Origin of the sequence: Ensifer sp. 2TAB8 (assembly GCF_052115125.1) — a bacterium.
Lineage (GTDB): Bacteria > Pseudomonadota > Alphaproteobacteria > Rhizobiales > Rhizobiaceae > Ensifer.
In genome coordinates, this window is the sequence record NZ_JBFRGB010000026.1 from 1 (window position 1) to 16,973 (window position 16,973).

20 protein-coding genes and 1 pseudogene are annotated in these 16,973 nt (G+C 60.8%); 12 read left to right on the plus strand and 9 right to left on the minus strand.

All coding sequences use genetic code 11. From position 1 onward, the window contains the following. The 3 genes and pseudogenes from AB4Z53_RS28825 to AB4Z53_RS28835 form a co-directional block, all read right to left on the minus strand. Positions 1-363: pseudogene (locus AB4Z53_RS28825) on the minus strand (hypothetical protein); the annotation flags it as partial. Beyond that, a complete protein-coding gene (locus AB4Z53_RS28830) occupies positions 360-1,118 on the minus strand; it encodes a class I SAM-dependent methyltransferase (RefSeq protein WP_441598935.1) in 759 nt (252 codons plus the stop codon). The gene AB4Z53_RS28830 and the pseudogene AB4Z53_RS28825, both read right to left, overlap by 4 nt. Next, on the minus strand, positions 1,108-1,599 hold the full coding sequence (locus tag AB4Z53_RS28835) for a MarR family transcriptional regulator (RefSeq protein ID WP_113535581.1): 492 nt from the start codon (positions 1,597-1,599) through the stop codon (positions 1,108-1,110). The genes AB4Z53_RS28830 and AB4Z53_RS28835 overlap by 11 nt, the downstream gene beginning before the upstream one ends. A gap of 68 nt (positions 1,600-1,667) precedes the next feature. Between AB4Z53_RS28835 and AB4Z53_RS28840 the strand changes: the two genes are divergently transcribed. Further along, entirely contained in the window at positions 1,668-2,120 is a 453-nt protein-coding gene (locus AB4Z53_RS28840; RefSeq protein WP_441598980.1) for a nuclear transport factor 2 family protein, read from the plus strand. Here AB4Z53_RS28840 and AB4Z53_RS28845 read toward each other — a convergent pair. From AB4Z53_RS28845 to rfbC, 5 genes are all read right to left on the minus strand, one after another. After that, complete coding sequence (locus tag AB4Z53_RS28845; RefSeq protein WP_441598936.1) at positions 2,018-2,572, minus strand: OmpA family protein; 555 nt, start codon at positions 2,570-2,572, stop codon at positions 2,018-2,020. The two genes, AB4Z53_RS28840 and AB4Z53_RS28845, sit on opposite strands and share 103 nt — an antisense overlap. Next, a complete protein-coding gene (locus AB4Z53_RS28850) occupies positions 2,569-3,246 on the minus strand; it encodes a L,D-transpeptidase (RefSeq protein WP_113535584.1) in 678 nt (225 codons plus the stop codon). The genes AB4Z53_RS28845 and AB4Z53_RS28850 overlap by 4 nt, the downstream gene beginning before the upstream one ends. Before the next feature lie 403 nt (positions 3,247-3,649). Then, positions 3,650-3,970, minus strand: coding sequence for a hypothetical protein (locus AB4Z53_RS28855; protein ID WP_441598937.1), 321 nt, complete (start codon positions 3,968-3,970; stop codon positions 3,650-3,652). Between the two features lie 199 nt (positions 3,971-4,169). Further along, positions 4,170-4,640, minus strand: a complete 471-nt coding sequence (locus AB4Z53_RS28860; RefSeq protein WP_113535683.1) for an aminoacyl-tRNA deacylase — start codon at positions 4,638-4,640, stop codon at positions 4,170-4,172. An 86-nt stretch (positions 4,641-4,726) separates the two neighbouring features. Next, a complete protein-coding gene (gene rfbC, locus AB4Z53_RS28865; RefSeq protein ID WP_113535586.1) occupies positions 4,727-5,272 on the minus strand; it encodes a dTDP-4-dehydrorhamnose 3,5-epimerase in 546 nt (181 codons plus the stop codon). Between the two features lie 185 nt (positions 5,273-5,457). On the opposite strand from rfbC, the gene AB4Z53_RS28870 reads away from it, so the two are divergent. From AB4Z53_RS28870 to AB4Z53_RS28900, 7 genes are all read left to right on the plus strand, one after another. After that, positions 5,458-6,210 (plus strand): cephalosporin hydroxylase family protein, encoded by a 753-nt coding sequence (locus tag AB4Z53_RS28870; protein ID WP_113535587.1) that lies wholly within the window; start codon positions 5,458-5,460, stop codon positions 6,208-6,210. A gap of 84 nt (positions 6,211-6,294) precedes the next feature. After that, positions 6,295-7,011, plus strand: a complete 717-nt coding sequence (locus AB4Z53_RS28875; protein ID WP_113535588.1) for a WbqC family protein — start codon at positions 6,295-6,297, stop codon at positions 7,009-7,011. Continuing rightward, complete coding sequence (locus AB4Z53_RS28880) at positions 7,008-7,733, plus strand: class I SAM-dependent methyltransferase (RefSeq protein WP_441598938.1); 726 nt, start codon at positions 7,008-7,010, stop codon at positions 7,731-7,733. The genes AB4Z53_RS28875 and AB4Z53_RS28880 overlap by 4 nt, the downstream gene beginning before the upstream one ends. After that, on the plus strand, positions 7,730-8,605 hold the full coding sequence (locus AB4Z53_RS28885; RefSeq protein WP_291162820.1) for an NAD-dependent epimerase/dehydratase family protein: 876 nt from the start codon (positions 7,730-7,732) through the stop codon (positions 8,603-8,605). The genes AB4Z53_RS28880 and AB4Z53_RS28885 overlap by 4 nt, the downstream gene beginning before the upstream one ends. Continuing rightward, positions 8,605-9,600 carry an ATP-grasp domain-containing protein gene (locus tag AB4Z53_RS28890; RefSeq protein ID WP_441598939.1) on the plus strand — a complete coding sequence of 332 codons (996 nt, stop codon included), beginning with the start codon at positions 8,605-8,607 and terminating at the stop codon, positions 9,598-9,600. The genes AB4Z53_RS28885 and AB4Z53_RS28890 overlap by 1 nt, the downstream gene beginning before the upstream one ends. Then, complete coding sequence (locus tag AB4Z53_RS28895; protein WP_113535591.1) at positions 9,597-10,307, plus strand: metallophosphoesterase family protein; 711 nt, start codon at positions 9,597-9,599, stop codon at positions 10,305-10,307. Before AB4Z53_RS28890 ends, AB4Z53_RS28895 begins: the two co-directional genes overlap by 4 nt. A gap of 15 nt (positions 10,308-10,322) precedes the next feature. Beyond that, positions 10,323-11,435: a DegT/DnrJ/EryC1/StrS family aminotransferase gene (locus tag AB4Z53_RS28900; protein ID WP_441598940.1), complete on the plus strand. Its 1,113-nt coding sequence runs from the start codon at positions 10,323-10,325 to the stop codon at positions 11,433-11,435. A gap of 56 nt (positions 11,436-11,491) precedes the next feature. On the opposite strand, the gene AB4Z53_RS28905 is transcribed toward AB4Z53_RS28900, so the two are convergent. Continuing rightward, positions 11,492-12,730 carry a glycosyltransferase family 2 protein gene (locus AB4Z53_RS28905; RefSeq protein WP_441598941.1) on the minus strand — a complete coding sequence of 413 codons (1,239 nt, stop codon included), beginning with the start codon at positions 12,728-12,730 and terminating at the stop codon, positions 11,492-11,494. A gap of 196 nt (positions 12,731-12,926) precedes the next feature. Here AB4Z53_RS28905 and rfbF point away from each other — a divergent pair, with 196 nt between their 5' ends. From rfbF to AB4Z53_RS28925, 4 genes are all read left to right on the plus strand, one after another. Next, complete coding sequence (rfbF, locus tag AB4Z53_RS28910) at positions 12,927-13,694, plus strand: glucose-1-phosphate cytidylyltransferase (protein WP_113535594.1); 768 nt, start codon at positions 12,927-12,929, stop codon at positions 13,692-13,694. Next, a complete protein-coding gene (gene rfbG, locus AB4Z53_RS28915) occupies positions 13,691-14,758 on the plus strand; it encodes a CDP-glucose 4,6-dehydratase (RefSeq protein WP_441598942.1) in 1,068 nt (355 codons plus the stop codon). The genes rfbF and rfbG overlap by 4 nt, the downstream gene beginning before the upstream one ends. An 8-nt stretch (positions 14,759-14,766) precedes the next feature. Continuing rightward, entirely contained in the window at positions 14,767-15,999 is a 1,233-nt protein-coding gene (locus AB4Z53_RS28920; RefSeq protein ID WP_441598943.1) for a class I SAM-dependent methyltransferase, read from the plus strand. Positions 16,000-16,178: 179 nt separating this feature from the next. Further along, entirely contained in the window at positions 16,179-16,916 is a 738-nt protein-coding gene (locus tag AB4Z53_RS28925) for a hypothetical protein (RefSeq protein ID WP_441598944.1), read from the plus strand. The last annotated feature ends 57 nt before the right edge of the window (positions 16,917-16,973 follow it).

The window sequence follows — 16,973 nt, forward strand, 5'->3', positions numbered from 1 at the left end:
GCGTCCTCGCGGCAACAATGGCGTCCTCGCGGCAACAATGGCTCGATCCGAGCCCACTCCGCATCGCTCAACCAGGTCAACTGCCGCTGCTTCATCAAGGCCTCCAACTCCAAGACCTTGAATCACAATTTGGCAGAACCCGGAATCCCTATTGAGTACAGACCCTAGGTAGGGACGCAGGCCGCGAACGCACGTCTCCTCGACGAAGGCGATCATCATCGCCGTTGCAAACACCGGCGGCATGTCGCGAAAGCCGGGCCAGGCGTCATCGATCTCCGGCACCGTGTGCAACGGCGCGACGACCAGGCGCGCGCTGTGCCGCAGGCCGACGGAGAGAACGGGATGCTGATCAACCTCGCTCATATCCCTCCCAATCGCATCTTGATCGGCCATGATACGGGACGCTTCTTGAGCGGGTCGCCCCATATTTCGGAAATGTCGCGCACGAAGGCCTCCAGAATGTCGTCTCGCCCTGCCTCGTTGACACGGCGAACCGCGGACCATGTCGAGAGATAGCCGAGAAGTTCGCCAAGTTCCCAGGCACGCTCGATGTGCATCTCCGGGTAAACCATCTCTTCAAACGGAAACTCGATGTCGGCATATCCGCCGTCCACCAGTTTGCGCTCTGCGGGCCAATAGGGGCCGATCTCATCCCGATAGAACGCCGCGAACCGCGCCTGGAGGTCGGCCGGTTCCAATTTCAAAACGCCATAGCTGACGAGCGCGATCACCGCGCCTTCGGCCGCCACCCGCCGCGCCTCGGCGAAGAAGGCAGGTCGATCGAACCAGTGCGCAGCCTGTGCTGCCGTAATGAGGTGAACGCTTCGATTGGGAAGCGGCAGACGTCCGGCAGGCGCGCAGAGATATTCGACATTCCTGTGCGGCACGGCATTCGCGATCTGATCGTTACTCGGATCGACGCCAACGACCGCATTGAAGTGATTACCGAGCTGACGGGTGAGCTGCCCATTGCCGCAGCCGACGTCGAGGGCGCAACCCTGACTATTCACCGTGTCGGCCAGGAACTTCGACAAGCCCGCCGGATATTCCGGCCTGAACAGCGCGTAGGCGCTTCCTCCGCCATCAAACCAGTTCCTGGGTCTGGCTTCAGCGACCATTGGTCTCCTCCTCACACTGACAATTTGAGGCGGCCTCCAGCCGGCTGGCGAACCCCTCTCGCTCCAGCGCCGTCCCGAGCGCTTGCAGGACCTCGAGAATTGGGTATCCGATCTCGTCCTCGATATTTCGGATCGCCAGGAATGTTGTTTCCCAATGTGGCTCCAGAATCTTCAGGAGCGCCACACCCTTCCCGGTCAATCGGAGGCCAGCCTTTCTTCCATCCTCAAGACCATGCCGGGCAAGGATGCCGTCCTTCAGCATGAGACTGACGGTCTGGCTGATCGCGCCCTGCGTGAGCCTGCTGCTGGCCGTGATCTCGGTCACCGTCTCGGCTCCCGCGCTCAGCGCGCGCAACACGGGGGTATAGCGCGGCCTGTAGTCGATCTGGAGTGCGGCGTATCTTTCGGCAGCACCCTGATCGACGAGTTCGCCGACATATCGAAGGAGTTCGCCGAGGCCATGTTTGTCTTTGGTGCTCATGGCACCGAATTACATTAGTGCTAATGTAATTTCAAGTGGATCTTTCAGCGCCGCTGTTGCGACGGCTCATGACGCCCATAGGCAGGCCGCTTTCCAGGGAGGAACATTTGGGCGCGATCGCGGGTGGACATATCGACTACCTGCACTGGGAGCCCGAAACCATCGCAGTTCGGCTGCAGGGTGCCTGCGCCGTAATCCGCTATCGGGCGATCCTGGAAGTGATCTTCGGCGGACATAGAGTGCCGCTGAGTGCCTATTGGCACACGGATACGCATGAACGCAGAGACGGACAGTGGATCGTGACCTGGTCGCAGGCAACGGCCGTTCAATCGGGAGCGGCGATCCTTCCCGCCATGCGCCTGCATAGACGCAAAAGCCAGGGTCCGTTCAGCTTCAGATTAGCCGCGCAGCCGCGCGATCAGAGCGTGTCGCGCTCCGTGCGCAGATTGGAGACGACACGGCGGTTCTGCACCTTGCAGGAACGCTCGGTGCAGTCGCGAACTTCGCGGTCGTTGCCGTAGCCCTTGGCCCACATGCGATTGGGGTCCACGCCCTTCGAGGCAAGATAGGCCATCGCCGCGTCGGCCCGTTTCTGCGACAGCGTTTCCATCTTCGAGGCGGAACCGCTGTCGTCGGAGAAGCCCTGCAGTTTGACCAGCCAGCGCGGGTTGCTGTTGAGCCAGATCGCCTGCTTGTCCAACGTAGCCTTGGCGACAGGATCGAGCGCGGCCGAATCTTGCGTGAAATAGGTTCGCCGGCCGACATTGAGGATGAAATCCTCTTCGGTACCGGCCGAGACAGTCTCGAAGCCCGGCGCCGGATCATCGGTTTTTCCGGTCATCGGCACCGCGGCCGGCTCTTCGACGGCGGCGATCTCGGTGGTGTTGCAGGCGGTCAGCGTCAGCAGAACGGCGGCAGCGGAAAGCAGCCTCATCAGTCCGGTCATAGCAGGCTTCAAGGTGATATTCCTCATTCGACCGGGGTTGCGACCGGAGTTGCTTGGCTGACCTCGGGGGCCTTGTCGGCAATGTGCGGCAGGACCTGAACGGCGGTGCCGATCGGGCAGCGCTGGTAAAGATCGATCGCATCTTCGTTGAACATGCGGATGCAGCCGCTGGAGGCATCCTTGCCGATGCTGCCCGGCTCCAGCGTACCGTGGAAACGGTAGCCGGTATCGACGCCGTCGCGAAGCAGGTACATGGCGCGTGGACCAAGCGGGTTCTTCGGCGACCCGCCATCGACGAATTCGGGCAGATCGGGGTGGCGCTCGCGCATCTCCGGCGGCGGCGTCCAGCGCGGCCAGAGAGATTTACGGTCGATCGTAGCGCGGCCGTACCACTTGAAGCCTTCCTTCCCGACGCCAACCCCATAACGGATGGCCGTCTTGTTCTCCATGATCAGGTAGAGAAAGTGGTGTCGAGTATCGACGACAACGGTGCCGATCGGCTCGCTGCTGAAATATTTGACGACCTGACGCCGCCATTTCGGGTCGATCTTGGCAAAATTGGTGCTGCGATAGGTCACGCCGTTATCGATGGCGGGACCGGAAAAATAGGAACTCGCCGCGGCGAATGCCGGCCTCTGAACCGCGTCGGCGCCAAGTAGCGCCAAACCACCAAGCATAATATTCCTGCGGGTCCACTCCATCGGCAACATCCCCCGAAAGCCAAGCAGCGAGATCGCAGTAAATCAGATTTTCCATTTGCCACAACAGAAAATTCTCGGGAGACGATTCTTTCCGTGACTGCCTGGCAAAGAGAGTTTTGCCGATGGCTGTCAGCTTTCAGACGATCTCTATTCACCTGAGGTCTAGCCGACAGGATCTGAGAACGCAGCACTTTTCCCGTAAGCAACAACGACATGCCACGTCTGCGAAAACGCCAGAATAGGTCGGCAATTCTGCGCATTCGCAATGATGGCACATCGTTATTGTCTAACTTCACAGCATGGGTGCAGTTCATTTGCACACGCAACACCCTCGCAACCTCTCAAGGCTGAGGCAGCGTTGCCGCTCGCGTCGCCTGCATCCCGGCTCGGTGGTCCAAGCGGACTAATTGGCCCTGATGTCCCGCGCCTGACCCGATTCCCGGAGTTCTTCGAGCGTCTTGCCGAGGCAGCTTCCAACCTCCTCGGCGCCGGTCGCCTTTGCCTGGCCGCTCAAGCTGATCGTGCCGGCAAAGTTGTCCGATGCCAGGTAGGTCGCCGTGCCGTCGGCCGTTACCTTCGACAGATAGAAGGCGTGCTGCGTGCCTTTGTATTCGCAGGCGACAGCGAACGGAAACCGATCGAACAGATTGTCTTCCGCGCGTGCGGCAGACCCGAAAGCTTGAGCACCGGCCGCAACCAGCAGTACAGCCAGAGACTTGGACATATTCGTAGAGCGTATGCGCACCATCGATCCCCCAACCCAGTAGATAAAGGTGTCCGTCGAAGATGGTGACGCCAAGCCGGCACTTTGGCAAGTGCCCGCTGCCCACATTGAACTCACGATGTTCGACCGCTGGTTGGTTCCCGCCCAGGTCCTTGCGCATTGCGTCCGCTGCCAGCGGGGAACCGCGATAGCTCGGCCCTCAAGCCGGGTGGCTGAAGCGGGCGACCTGTGCATCCTTCATCAGGTTGCGAAAGCTCGATCCGCTCATGTGCACCAGCGTCCTGTGGTCGCCGCCCTCGAAATAGACGTCGTTCACGTCACCCAGGCTTTCGTCGAGCAGCACCGGCACATCATAGGCCGAGCCGACGGGCGGCACTGCGCCGATATCGCAATCGGCGAAGAGGTTGCAGACTTCCTCTTCCGAAGCGAGACCGAGACGCCGGTCCATCACGTCCTGCAGGGTGGAAAGTTCGACCCGGTGCGTGCTTGGCACAACGGCAAGCACGTAGCCCATCTCGTGATGAACGACCACGGACTTGGCAAGCCTGCTGCCGGGCACATGCGCCGCCCTCGCAGTCTGGCTGGTGGTGGCCGTGCGGTGATGGTCGACGGTGTCGTAGGCGACACCCGTGCCATCGATATAGTCCTGAAGTTTTCTGGCGATCGTCATCGTCGACACCCCTTCTCTCTCGTGGTGGCGCGGAAAATTCATTGTCCTCCCATCCACGATGAAGTCAACGATGGACGCGCCGAGGATCAGGGCGCGTCCTCCAGCATCGGGAAAGCCTCATCGCGCGCCGACATCTGCGCGACCGGCAACGGCCAGGCGATCGCAAGCTTTGGATCCAGGGCGTTGAGCCCGCCTTCGGCTCCGGGCGCATAGGGCTTGTCGTGCAGGTAGATCAGCTCGCAGTCGGCGGAAAGTGTCTGGAACCCATGCGCAAAGCCGCCAGGGATCATCATCGACCTCCCGTTTTCAGCGCTCAGCACCTCGCCATGCCATTGAAGATAGGTTGGAGAGTCCGGTCGCATGTCGACGGCAACATCGAAGATCGTGCCCGAAAGACAGGACACGAATTTCGTCTCGTCGTGCGGCGCGCGCTGGAAATGCATGCCGCGAACCGTGCCAGCCTTTCGCGTCAAGGTGTGATTGATCTGCGCGATCGAGCCGCCCGCACCGAAATCGGCGAGTTCTTCACGGCAGAAGAAACGCGAAAAGAATCCGCGATCGTCGCCAAAGCGCTGACGCTCGACGACCAGAAGACCCGCAAGGGGTGTAAAAATGCGGTTAAAGCGCGACATTGAACCTTCCACGAGCAGGCGGGGCGCCCTCACTCCTACCCCTTAAGAAACCAGCCTTGACCGTATTTGCAATTGTCGACATGAAAGCGTTCACAGGAAAGCGTACGAATCGACGAAGCCGCCAGATCGCGAATCGCGGCCTCCGGCGTATCGGTGGGTTGTATCGAAAAAGGGTATCGGCAGTCATGGCAGCAGCAGACGATCGTCTCGCGTTCGAGGCTCACAAAAAGGAAATGTCGCTCGCGCTCGGCAAGGACGACGACGCATTTCGCCAGTCGCTCGATACGTTGGTCGCGCTCGACAAATACGACTATTCCTACCTCTGGTCGTTCATGGGCGTGCCGATCATCCAGATGCCGGCCGACGTCATGGCGACGCAGGAAGTCATCTGGAACACCAAGCCTGACATCATCATCGAAACCGGCGTTGCCCGCGGCGGCTCGGTGATCTTCATGGCCGCGATGCTGCAACTGATCGGCAAGGGCAAGGTCATCGGTGTCGACATCGACATCCGCGCCCACAATCGCGACTCGATCGAAAAGCACCCGATGTCTTCGCGCATCACGCTGATCGAAGGTCCGTCGACCACGGCTGAGACGCTGGCAAAGGTGAAGGCCGAGATCCCGGAAGGTGCATCTGTCATGGTCGTCCTCGACAGCGACCACAGCCGCGACCACGTGCTGGACGAACTGCGCACCTATGGCCCGCTGGTGACCGAAGGCCAGTACATGGTGGTGGCAGATACGGTCCTCGGCTGGGCCGAGGCATCGCAGACCCCCACCAAGCGCTCGAAGATCTGGCGCGCCGGCGACGAACCCTACGCAGCACTCAAGGCCTACATGGAAGAGACAAGCCGCTTCGAGACCGATGAGGCACTGAACGGCAAACTTGTGCTCTCGAGCTCGCCGCGCGGTTATCTGCGCTGCATCGACAAATAGGGTCGCAAGCAGGGTGGCGCGGGCCTTCGTTCGTGCTACTGCCAACTCTCGATCGCGAATACAGGCACCGCAGGCGAGTACCGGATGGCTCGGAACATTGTCATCTCCCAATCCATGTACTTTCCTTGGGTTGGAATGCTGGAGCAGATCAAACTGGCGGACGTGTTCGTCCACTACGACGATGTGCAGTTCTCGCGTGGCAGCTTCACAAACCGCGTGCAGATCAAGACTCAGAGCGGCATCCGCTGGCTGACCGTGCCCTTGAAGGACCTTCGCCTGGGGCAACGGATCGATGAGGTACTGATCGACAATCGCACGGATTGGCGCAGCCGCCACCGCGATATCTTGCGACAAGCCTATATCAAAGCGCCCTTCGCCAAGGACATGCTGGAACTGGTCGACGGCGTGTTCGCCAAGGATGCATCGACGATTGCGGATGTGGCCCGCAATTCCATGCTCGCACTTGCCGCCTACTTCAATCTGGATAGGCCGAAGTTCGTCTCCTCGGACGCTCTCACCATTGGCGGTGCGAGCAGCGAGAGAGTATACGACATCACCGCCCATCTCGAAGGGACGGCGTATATCACCGGCCATGGTGCGCGGAACTATCTCGATCACGGCCTCTTCAACCAGAACGGAATTTCCGTTCAGTACATGAACTACGAACGCACACCCTATCCGCAGCTGCATGGAGAGTTCACTCCTTACGTGACCGCATTGGACCTCGTCGCCAATTGCGGTACCAAGGGCGCAGAAGTCGTACATTCCGGAACTGTCGATTGGAGGGAGTTTACCCAGTGAAATCCGAGAACCTGGACAACGTCGCGTCGGAATATCTTCCAAACGCAGTCACATCGATCGAGAACAATCTCATTCTCAATTGGTATCCGCAGCGCATGGTCGAGCGCTTTGGCAAATGCCAATCGCTGCTCGATCTTGGTATCGGCCACGGCTACACCCCGCACCTGTTCAACAAGGTCTGCGACCGGCACGTGATCGTGGAAGGTTCGCAGTTCGTCATCGATCTATTCAAGAAGAACAGCCCGGACTTTTCCGGTGAGATCGTCTTCTCCTACTTCGAAGACTTCGAAACGGAAGAGCGCTTCGACGTCATCATCATGGGTTTCGTTCTCGAGCACGTCGACGATCCGGGCCTCGTGCTCGACCGGTTCCGGCGCTTCCTGAAACCCAATGGCCGTCTCTATGCCGCAGTGCCGAACGCGAAGTCCCTGAACAGGAGACTGGGCGTGGAGCTCGGCAAGATCGACGATATCTACAGCCTGAACGCCAACGATCTGGCACTTGGCCACAAGCGCCAATATTGCCGGGACACGTTCCGTGCCGAACTCGAAAACCATGGCTTCCGGGTCGTGCACGAGGAAGGCATCTACCTGAAGYCATTGCCACTGCCGGTGTTGCAGACGCTGCCTGATTTCGAAGCCAATCTGCATGCCATGCTCAAGGTCGGTATCGAATTCCCCGATCTTTGCGTCGGCCTGCTGATGGAAGCAGAACTGGCATGAGGACTGCCGCCATTATCGGCACGCGCTCGATGTTGGGGAGCCAGCTCGTCGCGCGCCTGCGGAACATGGGTGTCGAGACCATCAGTGTCGGCAGGGCGGAAACCGATGACATCTTCCTCGACATGGCAGGCGGCGCGGCAAAGGTTCCGGATGGCCTCACCGCGGACGTGCTTTTCCATTGTGCCGCAAGCTTCGCCGACGATAGCCCGTCGGGGATACAGCAGAACTTTTCCGCGAACACCGCAAGCGCACTGAACGTCGCAGAACTTGCCAAGCGTCTGCAGACAGAGGCCGTTATCTATGCCGGATCGCTTTCTTCGGATGCGACACTAGATGCAGCACCCCTGACATCCTACGGCCTCACCAAGCAGCTGGCCGAACAGATCCTGGAATGGAGTTCGCAAAAACAGGGATTTCGCTTCTGCAGCCTTCGGTTCTCGCAGCTTTATGACGTGAGTGGCCGTTGCTGTGCCCATCAGCCGTGGATGGGACGCATCATCGCCTATGCGTCCCGCGGGCTCGACCTTCGCATGCCCGCGTCCCATGGCGTGCGTAATTTCCTGCACGTACAAGACGCCGCCGACATGATGATCCGCGCTGCCGAAACGGGCACGTCCGGCGTCCGGAATGCGGTTCACACGGAGGCAATGACCTGCGACAGGATCGCTGAAATCGCCTATGAGACCTTCGGGCTCGGGGGCAACGTCGTGATCGCAGCGGAAAAGGCTCCTTTTCGGAAGGTGAACTTTCCTGACGGTGCGGAAACGCTGTCCCGGTTGGGCATGGCGCCTCTGGTCACGATGCGAGACGGGATTGCCATGATCAAATCAGCCGGAACCGCCGAAGCGTTCGGCCCGATGGACGTCAACTAATGCAAGACGACGCAAAGCAATCGAAACAGCCGGTTACGGTCGTGGTGACTGCGGTAGGCGCCATCATCGGCCAGGGCATAGTCGCATCGCTCCGTAGACTGGAAGCACCGATCCGCATCATCGGCATTGATCGTGATGCCAATGGCATCGGCCGGCACTTCTGCGACGACTTCGTCGCCAAGCCATCATGCGATGAGGCGTCTCCCGAATATCTGGAGTTCTGGCTGGAACTGCTTCGGCGAGAGAACGTCGCCCTGGTGCTGCCGGGCCTGGAGCTTGACGTCCTGTTCTTCAATGACAACCGCGCTCGCTTCGAGGCGACCGAGACGCGTGTCGTCCTGAACAGATCTCCGCTGATCGCGCTCGCGCAAGACAAGTGGGACATGGGCGAGGCACTGCTGCAAGCGGACCTTCCGGCCATTCCAAGCACACTCAGCCGCAGCTTGGAAGATTGCACCCGCGAGCTCGGCCCCTTGCCTCTTCTGCTGAAGCCACGTCGCGGCAATGGTTCCCGCGGAATTGCCCTGCTGCGCGACAGGGCCGATTTCGACTACTGGACCCTGAAGAGCGCGGACGATTTTCTCATCCAGAAATTCGTGGGCAGCAACGACCAGGAATACACGGTCGGCGCCTTCGGGTTTGGCGACGGCACGACGCTGCCGCCGATCGTCTTCAAGCGCAAGCTGTCCGTCGCCGGCAACACCCAATATGCGGAAGTGGTCGACGAGCCTTTCCTGACTGAAGCGGTGAGCAGGCTCTCGCAACACTTCAAGCCGCTTGGGCCGACGAATTATCAGTTCCGGCTGGAAGGCACGACACCTTACCTGCTTGAAATCAATCCGCGCTTCTCGAGCAGTACGTCGCTGCGTGCGGCCTTCGGCTACAACGAGGCGGCGATGGCGCTGGAGTACTACGTTTACGGAAGAAAGCCGGAGGCACCGGAGATCAAGACGGGCCGGGCTTGGCGCTACTCCGAAGATCTGGTCGTCCTATGATCGCCGTCATTTCCGACATTCACGGCAACCTTCCCGCCCTCAAGGCGGTGCTTGCCCGCATCGACGAACTCGGCTGCAGCTCGATCCTTTCGCTCGGTGACGTCGTCGGATACTACGCCCAGCCGGGCGAGTGTATCGGTGTGCTTAAAGCACGCGGCATAACAAACATCATGGGCAATCACGATTATTACATCGTCAGCGGTGAAGGCTGCCCGCGATCGAAGATGGTCAATGACATCATCGAGTTTCAAAGGGGCATCATCTCGGCCGATCAACGCGACTGGCTCGCCGGATCGCGAACCTATGTCATCGACGGGTCGACCTACTTCGTCCACGGCAGCTGGCAGGATCCGATAGACGAGTATCTCTACAAGGTCTCACAGGCGCAGTTTCCTGACGGGTGCGAACGGCTGTTTGCCGGGCATACCCACGTGCAGGTCCGCCTGGAGATCGGCAGCAAGGTGTTCTGCAATCCCGGCTCGGTCGGGCAACCGCGTGATGGCGATCCGCGCGCCGCTTTTGCGACGGTTTCGGAGGCAGGTATCGAGCTCCACCGTGTCGCCTACGATATCGACAGCACGGCCCATCATATGCGGCAGGCCGGCTTCCCGGAACGCTTCTATGAAAACCTCTATCTCGGCGCGCAGATCGGCGGCCGGATTGACAGGATCGTTGCCGCAGACGCAACCAACGACCGATCGGCTTGAGCACAGGCAATCCACATGACGAAACCTCGCATTCTCTACACCAAGCCCTCGATCACCGAACGCGAAGTCGCCTATGCCACCGACGCAGCGGCGAACGGTTGGGGCGAGCGCTGCTACGATTACATCAATCGCTTCGAGGCAGCCTTTGCCGCGCATCTCGATGTCACTCACGCGATCTCGACATCAAGCTGCACCGGCGCGCTGCACATGGGCCTTGCCGCCCTCGGCGTCGGGCCGGGCGATGAAGTCATCCTTGCGGACACGAACTGGACCGCATCCGCCGCGCCGATCGTCCACCTCGGAGCAAAGCCCGTTTTTGTGGACGTGCTCCCCGACAGCTGGTGCCTCGATCCGGAGAAAGTGGCAGCTGCCATCACGCCGAAGACCAAGGCGATCATGGCCGTGCACATCTACGGCAATCTCTGCGACATGGACCGCCTGCTCGAAATCGGCGCGCGGCACAACATCCCGATTGTAGAAGACGCCGCCGAAGCGCTCGGATCGGAGTGGCGCGGACGCAAGGCCGGTTCGCTCGGCGCCTTCGGTGCATTCTCCTTCCACGGTACCAAGACCGTGACGACAGGCGAAGGCGGCATGTTCGTCACCAGCGACAGCAAGCTCTTCGAAAAGGTCCTGACCCTGTCCAACCACGGCCGGGCACGCGGGCAAAAGAAGCAGTTCTGGCCGGACGAGATCGGCTTCAAGTACAAGATGTCGAACCTGCAAGCGGCCGTGGGCCTCGCGCAGATCGAACGCGTCAACGAACTGGTCGAGCGCAAGCGTGAGATCTTCTACGCCTATCGTGAACAGCTCGCGGGCGTGAACTCCATCTCGATGAATCCGGAACCGGAGCACACGAAAAACGGCTTCTGGATGCCGACGGTCGTCTTCGCGCCGGAAACCGACGTCACGCGGGAAGAACTGCAGGGCGCGTTTGCCGCCGAGAACATCGACGCCCGCGTCTTCTTCTGGCCACTGAGTTCGCTTCCGCCCTTCGAGGACGTGCGGGCAAACACCGTTGCCTATGATCTCCCCGGCCGAGCGATCAACCTGCCGAGCTATCACGACATGACGTCCGAAGAGATCGGCAGGGTCGTGCAGGTGTTGCGCGACTGCGCTGCAGCCTGAACCTCAATTTCAGACATGCCCAAACGCCGCGGCCAAGAGCCGCGGCGATAGAATGACTATTTGCCTTTGCGTTGACGAAAGCGCAGGTCCTGCCGCAGGACATCTCTCAACGTCCGGGCGGAGAAATACCAGCCTACTCCGAGTTTCATAAGGCCGCGCTCGATTGAAAGCCTTGCGGACGCGATCGTGCGCCGCAACGGCAACGGCCCCAGCTGCCCGCCGGCGAACAGGTTCGCATAACGCCGCAGCCGTGGCTTCGGGCGCGGCAGCGTGATTGCGCTCAGGCCGTGCGTTGCCCGATACTGATCGAGCGCAGTGACGACACCAGGCGGAAGCATCGCCTTGCGCGCCCAGCCCGCAGCCTGGCTCATCGCCCCGCGGTAGAAATCCGCCGGCGCGATTTCAGGGAAGCGGTCGGACCGGCTCTGTGCTGCAGCCAGTGCGTATTCGCGCAGGATGCCGTTCAGCAGCACGCTGGTATCGCCGGGCATCGGCCCGTATTGCAGCCACTCGCCCTGCTCCTGCTGCATCCACCGTCTGAAATCCGTCGTCTCCTGGGTAACGGCACCGATTGTCAGAGCGTTGCCGTTGCTCCGCGTTTCGCCTTGCGTCACCAGCAACGGAAAATCGATGTACGCGTAGCTCTTCAATGCTTCGAGCGTGCGGAACGCAAAGGCATAGTCCGGCGAAATCCCCGTGAAAACACTGCCATAACGTTCGCGCAGAGACGCCACCAGATCCCGGCGCGCGAAAGAATTCAGCAATCGCGGCGTGTCCTTGGGCCAATCGCCCTTCGCAAACTGCCAGAGCTTATCCACGGTTGCGATCTCTCGCGCAGCCACATTCCCGTGTCCACAGCGGAGGCTGCGGTATCCTGGCAGCTCGCGCGCATTCGCAGTCGCGTAGCCGACAGCGGCCGCCTGTGTCCGTTCTATTGCCGCATGGACCTCTTCGAGCGCATAGAGCCGCAAGGCCATTCGATCGGTAACGAAGCCGACATATTGGCCTTTCGCATGCGCAATCGCCCACTCCCAATGATCGACCATAGGCAAGTTGAGGTCAGGGCGAATATAGTGAAAACGCGGGTCGGAGAGAAACGGAGCGAGAGCCGCCTGGTTACGCTCGCTATCGGCGGGCTGCGAGTTGTCCGAGACGATGAGCTCGAGATCGGAGAAGGTCTGCTCCAGCACGCTTGCCACGGCATCGACCAGAATATCCGGACGATTGCGCGTCGGAATGACAACGGAAAAAACAGGAGGCGCGGAAGCTTGCGTCACGGTGTCGGTATTGTCCATACTGCTGTCTGCACGCGCCTATATTTCCCCCAGCGAATACACTGATCGCGATTGCACAGAATCGGGAAATGCTTCAATGCTCAGCCATAACTGCCCGCGCCTGGAACCGATAGACTTCTGGTTGAAGCTGCCGATGTTGTCAATCCGAATGCCCGGTTACCTTGCATTGGGCATCTAGCGACAGCGGGAAGAGAGCATGAAGGTCGTCATACTTGCCGGTGGTTACGGCACGCGCATCTCGGAGGAGAGCCATCTGAGACCCAAGCCGATGATCGAAATCGGCGGGAGGCCGATTCTGTGGCACATCATGAAGATCTACAGCCACTACGGGTTTTCGGATTTCGTGATCTGCCTTGGCTATCGCGGCTACATGATCAAGGAGTATTTCTCCAACTACATCCTGCACTCTTCTGACGTCACCTATGACATGGCGACCGGCGAGACGCTCTTCCATTCCAACAAGGCCGAGCCCTGGCGCGTGACACTCGTCGACACCGGCACGGACTCCATGACCGGCGGGCGCCTGAAGCGCGTTGCCGATCATCTGGGCGACACGTTTTGCCTCACCTATGGCGACGGCGTCGCCGATGTCGACATCAAGGCCCTGACCGATTTCCATCGCAGCCACGGCCGCGAAGCAACCGTGACCAGTGTGGTTCCGCCCGGGCGTTATGGCGCGCTCGCCGTCAGCGATGGACAGGTTCAGAGCTTCATCGAGAAGCCTGCCGGCGACAACAACCGCATCAATGGCGGCTTCTTCGTCCTCAACCGGTCGGTGCTCGACCGCATCGAGGGTGACCACACTTCGTTCGAGACCACGCCGCTTGAAGGTCTCGCCCGCGATGGCCAGCTGATGGCCTTCCCGCATGACGGCTTCTGGCGACCGATGGACACGCTGCGCGACAAGAACCAGCTCGAAGACCTCTGGCAACACGGGTCCGCGCCCTGGAAAGTCTGGTCATGAGCCGGCTTGCCAACCCTGCCTTCTGGGCCGGCAAGCGCGTGCTTCTGACGGGCCACACCGGCTTCAAGGGAAGCTGGGCGCGGCTCTGGCTGGCCGAGATGGGTGCCCGGGTTGCCGGCTATGCCTTGCCACCTTCAGCCGAGCCGGCTTTGCACGCTTTGGTCGGGTCGGAAGGTTTCCTACACGAAAATCTCGCTGATATCCGCGACGGCGACAGGCTCACGACGGCTATTCGGCAGTTCGACCCGGAAATCATCCTGCATATGGCCGCCCAGCCGCTGGTGCGCGAAAGCTACCGGACACCGGCGGAAACCTTCGACGTCAACGTCATGGGAACGGTACGGGTGCTTGAGGCCGCCCGCACGGCACCCGCTCTGAAGGCGATCGTCGTCGTGACCACCGACAAGGTCTACCGCAACGACGAGAGCGGCCGGCACTTTCCGGAAGAAGCCGTGCTCGGCGGCCATGATCCTTACTCCGGCTCCAAGGCCGCCTGCGAACTGGTCGTCTCGACCTGGCGGGATTCGTTCCTGCGCGAGCGCGGCATCCGGATAGCAACCGCGCGCGGCGGCAATGTACTCGGCGGCGGCGACTTTTCCGTCGACCGTCTGGTGCCCGACATCGTCCGGGCGGCCCTCTCCGGTGAAACGCTCGCGATCCGCAGCCCGATGGCGACCCGTCCCTGGCAGCACGTGCTCGACTGCCTCAATGGCTACCTCGTCTATGCCGAAGCCCTCCACGGCGACGAGACCGAGGTGGCCGCGCTGAACTTCGGTCCCTCCCCCGCGGAACGACAGATCCCGGTGCGCGACGTCGCTGGTGCGATCCAGACCGCCATGGGCCTGCCGACGGAATGGCACGAGACCTCGGCGCACGACCAGCCGCGCGAGATGCAGGCCCTCGGCCTTGATCCCGCCCTTGCCCTGAAAACACTATCCTGGACCTCCCGTCTTTCCCAGGACCAGGCGATCGAATGGACCGCACGCTGGTATGACGGCTGGCGCCGTGGCGCCGTTGCCCGTGACCTGACGCTCGGCCAAATCGACGCATTCATGAGAGGCTAACGACTTCGATGCCCCACAACTGCCGTTTCTGCTCGACGCCCCTCGAGACCGTCTTTGCCGATTTGGGATCAACGCCCTGGTCAAACTCGTTTCTGGAGCCAACCGAAGAAGCGCTGGCGCGCGAGCGCGCGTTTCCGCTGAAGGCAATGGTTTGCTCCGAATGCCTGCTGGTCCAGACGACGGAGACCGTGCCGGCCGACGAAATCTTCACCGACGGCTACGCCTATCTCTCGTCGTTCTCGACAAGCTGGCTGGAACACGCCCGCCGCTACGCCGATACCATGACCGAGCGCTTCGGGCTGAACAGCACGTCGCAGGTTGTCGAGATCGCCTCGAATGACGGCTATCTGCTACAGTATTTCGTCGCCAAGGGCGTCCCGGTGCTCGGCGTCGAGCCCGCCGCCAATGCAGCGCGGATCGCCGAGGATCGCAAGGTTCCGACCGAGGTGGCATTCTTCGGCCGGGAAACTGCGACGGCGCTCGTCGATCGCGGCATCCGCGCCGACCTGACGGCCGCCAACAACGTGCTGGCGCATGTGCCCGACATCGCGGATTTCGTTGGCGGTTTTGCCATTCTGCTGAAGCCCGAGGGTGTGGCAACCTTCGAGTTTCCGCACCTCCTGCGCCTCATCGAAGGTGTGCAGTTCGATACGATCTACCACGAACACTATTCCTATCTGTCGCTGGCTGCCGTCGAGCGCATTTTCGAGAGCTCCGGCCTGAAGGTCTTCGACGTCGAGGAACTCGGCACCCATGGCGGCTCGTTGCGCGTTTTTGCTCAACTTGCCTCCGGTACCCGCGAAACGACCGAGTCGCTCGCAGCCGTGCGCGAGAAGGAGGCGGCTGCCGGCCTGACGCGCATGGAGACCTATGCCGCCTTCGACGACCGGATCGCCGCCGTCTGCAAAGGGTTTCAAGCGTTCCTGGCCCGTGCCAGGGCCGAAGGCAAGACAGTGGCCGCCTACGGCGCCGCGGCGAAGGGAAATACCTTCCTCAATGTCTGCGGCGTCAAGCCTGGCGAGATCGCCTTCGCCGTCGACCGCAACGATCTGAAGCAGGGCAAGCTCCTGCCGGGCACCCACATTCCTGTACACGCGCCAGCCCACCTGCAGGTCGCCAAACCCGACTATCTCGTGATCCTGCCTTGGAATCTCACGGACGAAATCGTCGCCGACAACGCGGCGATCCGCGCCTGGGGCGGGCAATTCGTCGTTGCAATTCCGGAAATTCGGATCCTCTGATCAGAAGACCGGGCGGTAAAGGGATGTCGCAGCCTTCTACCGCCCCACATTCTCCCTAAGTAACGAAAATCAAAAAAATATCGCCCTGAGACGCCTTGCCTCAAAATAGGCAAAATCGAAGGCACACTCAGCAACGGCGTGGGTATTGACGGTTGCAAACAAGCACCCAAGGAGGTGCCGTGTCTACCCTTGACCTATGCATTGTCGCCACGCGGCGCCCAGACTTGCTTGCCCAGACGCTAACGAGCTTCCGGGAGAGAATTTTCAGCAATCTTGAACTCGGCGGAGCCTATCTCAACCTTGATCCCGCCTTCGGCTCGATCGAGGATCATCGCGCCTGTGTCGATATCTTCCGCAGCAATTTCCCCGAGGGGGTCGTGTTTCAACCGGAGAGCACCGGCTTCTGCGCGGCCGTCGCGAGACTATGGTCGGCGACCAGCGCCGAGTACGTCTTTCACCTCGAAGACGACTGGATTGCCTTGAGGGACATCGGCGAGGTATTGCTGGCGCCCTTCGCCGATCCGGCGATCACCCAGGTGTCGTTCCATACGGCGGACCAGAACTGGGATATCGGGCGTAAAGGCCATTTTCATCAGCGAAACGAGTATGCGCGCTTCCTCGGGATCAAGATCCCGCTGTTTCGCACCTTCCCGAAGTTTACGACGTCTCCGTCCATCCTGCGCGGCGGGTTTGCGCGGCACTGCGCCGGCCTGATGGATCTCTCACGAGACCCGGAGAAGCAGTTTTATTCGGGCGTGAACCCGGCGATGGAATCCTATGTCGGGCGTTCCCGCAACTACATCTTCTCGCCCGAGGCGCGCCCGGTCATCAAGGACATGGGGCGGGAATGGCGTGAGCAGCGGCGAATCCAGAAGGTGATCACCAACTCCACCTCGATCTGGCGACAAAGCGCCTAACGGAGCGGCTGTCGCCCAGGCGCATTCCAGTCGGAGAATAGAAGCGGGACCATGGTC

Bases quoted from the DNA above. Each gene is read 5' to 3' on its own strand.
- AB4Z53_RS28830 (WP_441598935.1), bottom strand. From the start codon at position 1,118: ATGGTCGCTGAAGCCAGACCCAGGAACTGGTTTGATGGCGGAGGAAGC.
- AB4Z53_RS28835 (WP_113535581.1), bottom strand. From the start codon at position 1,599: ATGAGCACCAAAGACAAACATGGCCTCGGCGAACTCCTTCGATATGTC.
- AB4Z53_RS28840 (WP_441598980.1), top strand. From the start codon at position 1,668: ATGACGCCCATAGGCAGGCCGCTTTCCAGGGAGGAACATTTGGGCGCG.
- AB4Z53_RS28845 (WP_441598936.1), bottom strand. From the start codon at position 2,572: ATGAGGAATATCACCTTGAAGCCTGCTATGACCGGACTGATGAGGCTG.
- AB4Z53_RS28850 (WP_113535584.1), bottom strand. From the start codon at position 3,246: ATGGAGTGGACCCGCAGGAATATTATGCTTGGTGGTTTGGCGCTACTT.
- AB4Z53_RS28855 (WP_441598937.1), bottom strand. From the start codon at position 3,970: ATGTCCAAGTCTCTGGCTGTACTGCTGGTTGCGGCCGGTGCTCAAGCT.
- AB4Z53_RS28860 (WP_113535683.1), bottom strand. From the start codon at position 4,640: ATGACGATCGCCAGAAAACTTCAGGACTATATCGATGGCACGGGTGTC.
- rfbC (WP_113535586.1), bottom strand. From the start codon at position 5,272: ATGTCGCGCTTTAACCGCATTTTTACACCCCTTGCGGGTCTTCTGGTC.
- AB4Z53_RS28870 (WP_113535587.1), top strand. From the start codon at position 5,458: ATGGCAGCAGCAGACGATCGTCTCGCGTTCGAGGCTCACAAAAAGGAA.
- AB4Z53_RS28875 (WP_113535588.1), top strand. From the start codon at position 6,295: ATGGCTCGGAACATTGTCATCTCCCAATCCATGTACTTTCCTTGGGTT.
- AB4Z53_RS28885 (WP_291162820.1), top strand. From the start codon at position 7,730: ATGAGGACTGCCGCCATTATCGGCACGCGCTCGATGTTGGGGAGCCAG.
- AB4Z53_RS28890 (WP_441598939.1), top strand. From the start codon at position 8,605: ATGCAAGACGACGCAAAGCAATCGAAACAGCCGGTTACGGTCGTGGTG.
- AB4Z53_RS28895 (WP_113535591.1), top strand. From the start codon at position 9,597: ATGATCGCCGTCATTTCCGACATTCACGGCAACCTTCCCGCCCTCAAG.
- AB4Z53_RS28900 (WP_441598940.1), top strand. From the start codon at position 10,323: ATGACGAAACCTCGCATTCTCTACACCAAGCCCTCGATCACCGAACGC.
- AB4Z53_RS28905 (WP_441598941.1), bottom strand. From the start codon at position 12,730: ATGGACAATACCGACACCGTGACGCAAGCTTCCGCGCCTCCTGTTTTT.
- rfbF (WP_113535594.1), top strand. From the start codon at position 12,927: ATGAAGGTCGTCATACTTGCCGGTGGTTACGGCACGCGCATCTCGGAG.
- rfbG (WP_441598942.1), top strand. From the start codon at position 13,691: ATGAGCCGGCTTGCCAACCCTGCCTTCTGGGCCGGCAAGCGCGTGCTT.
- AB4Z53_RS28920 (WP_441598943.1), top strand. From the start codon at position 14,767: ATGCCCCACAACTGCCGTTTCTGCTCGACGCCCCTCGAGACCGTCTTT.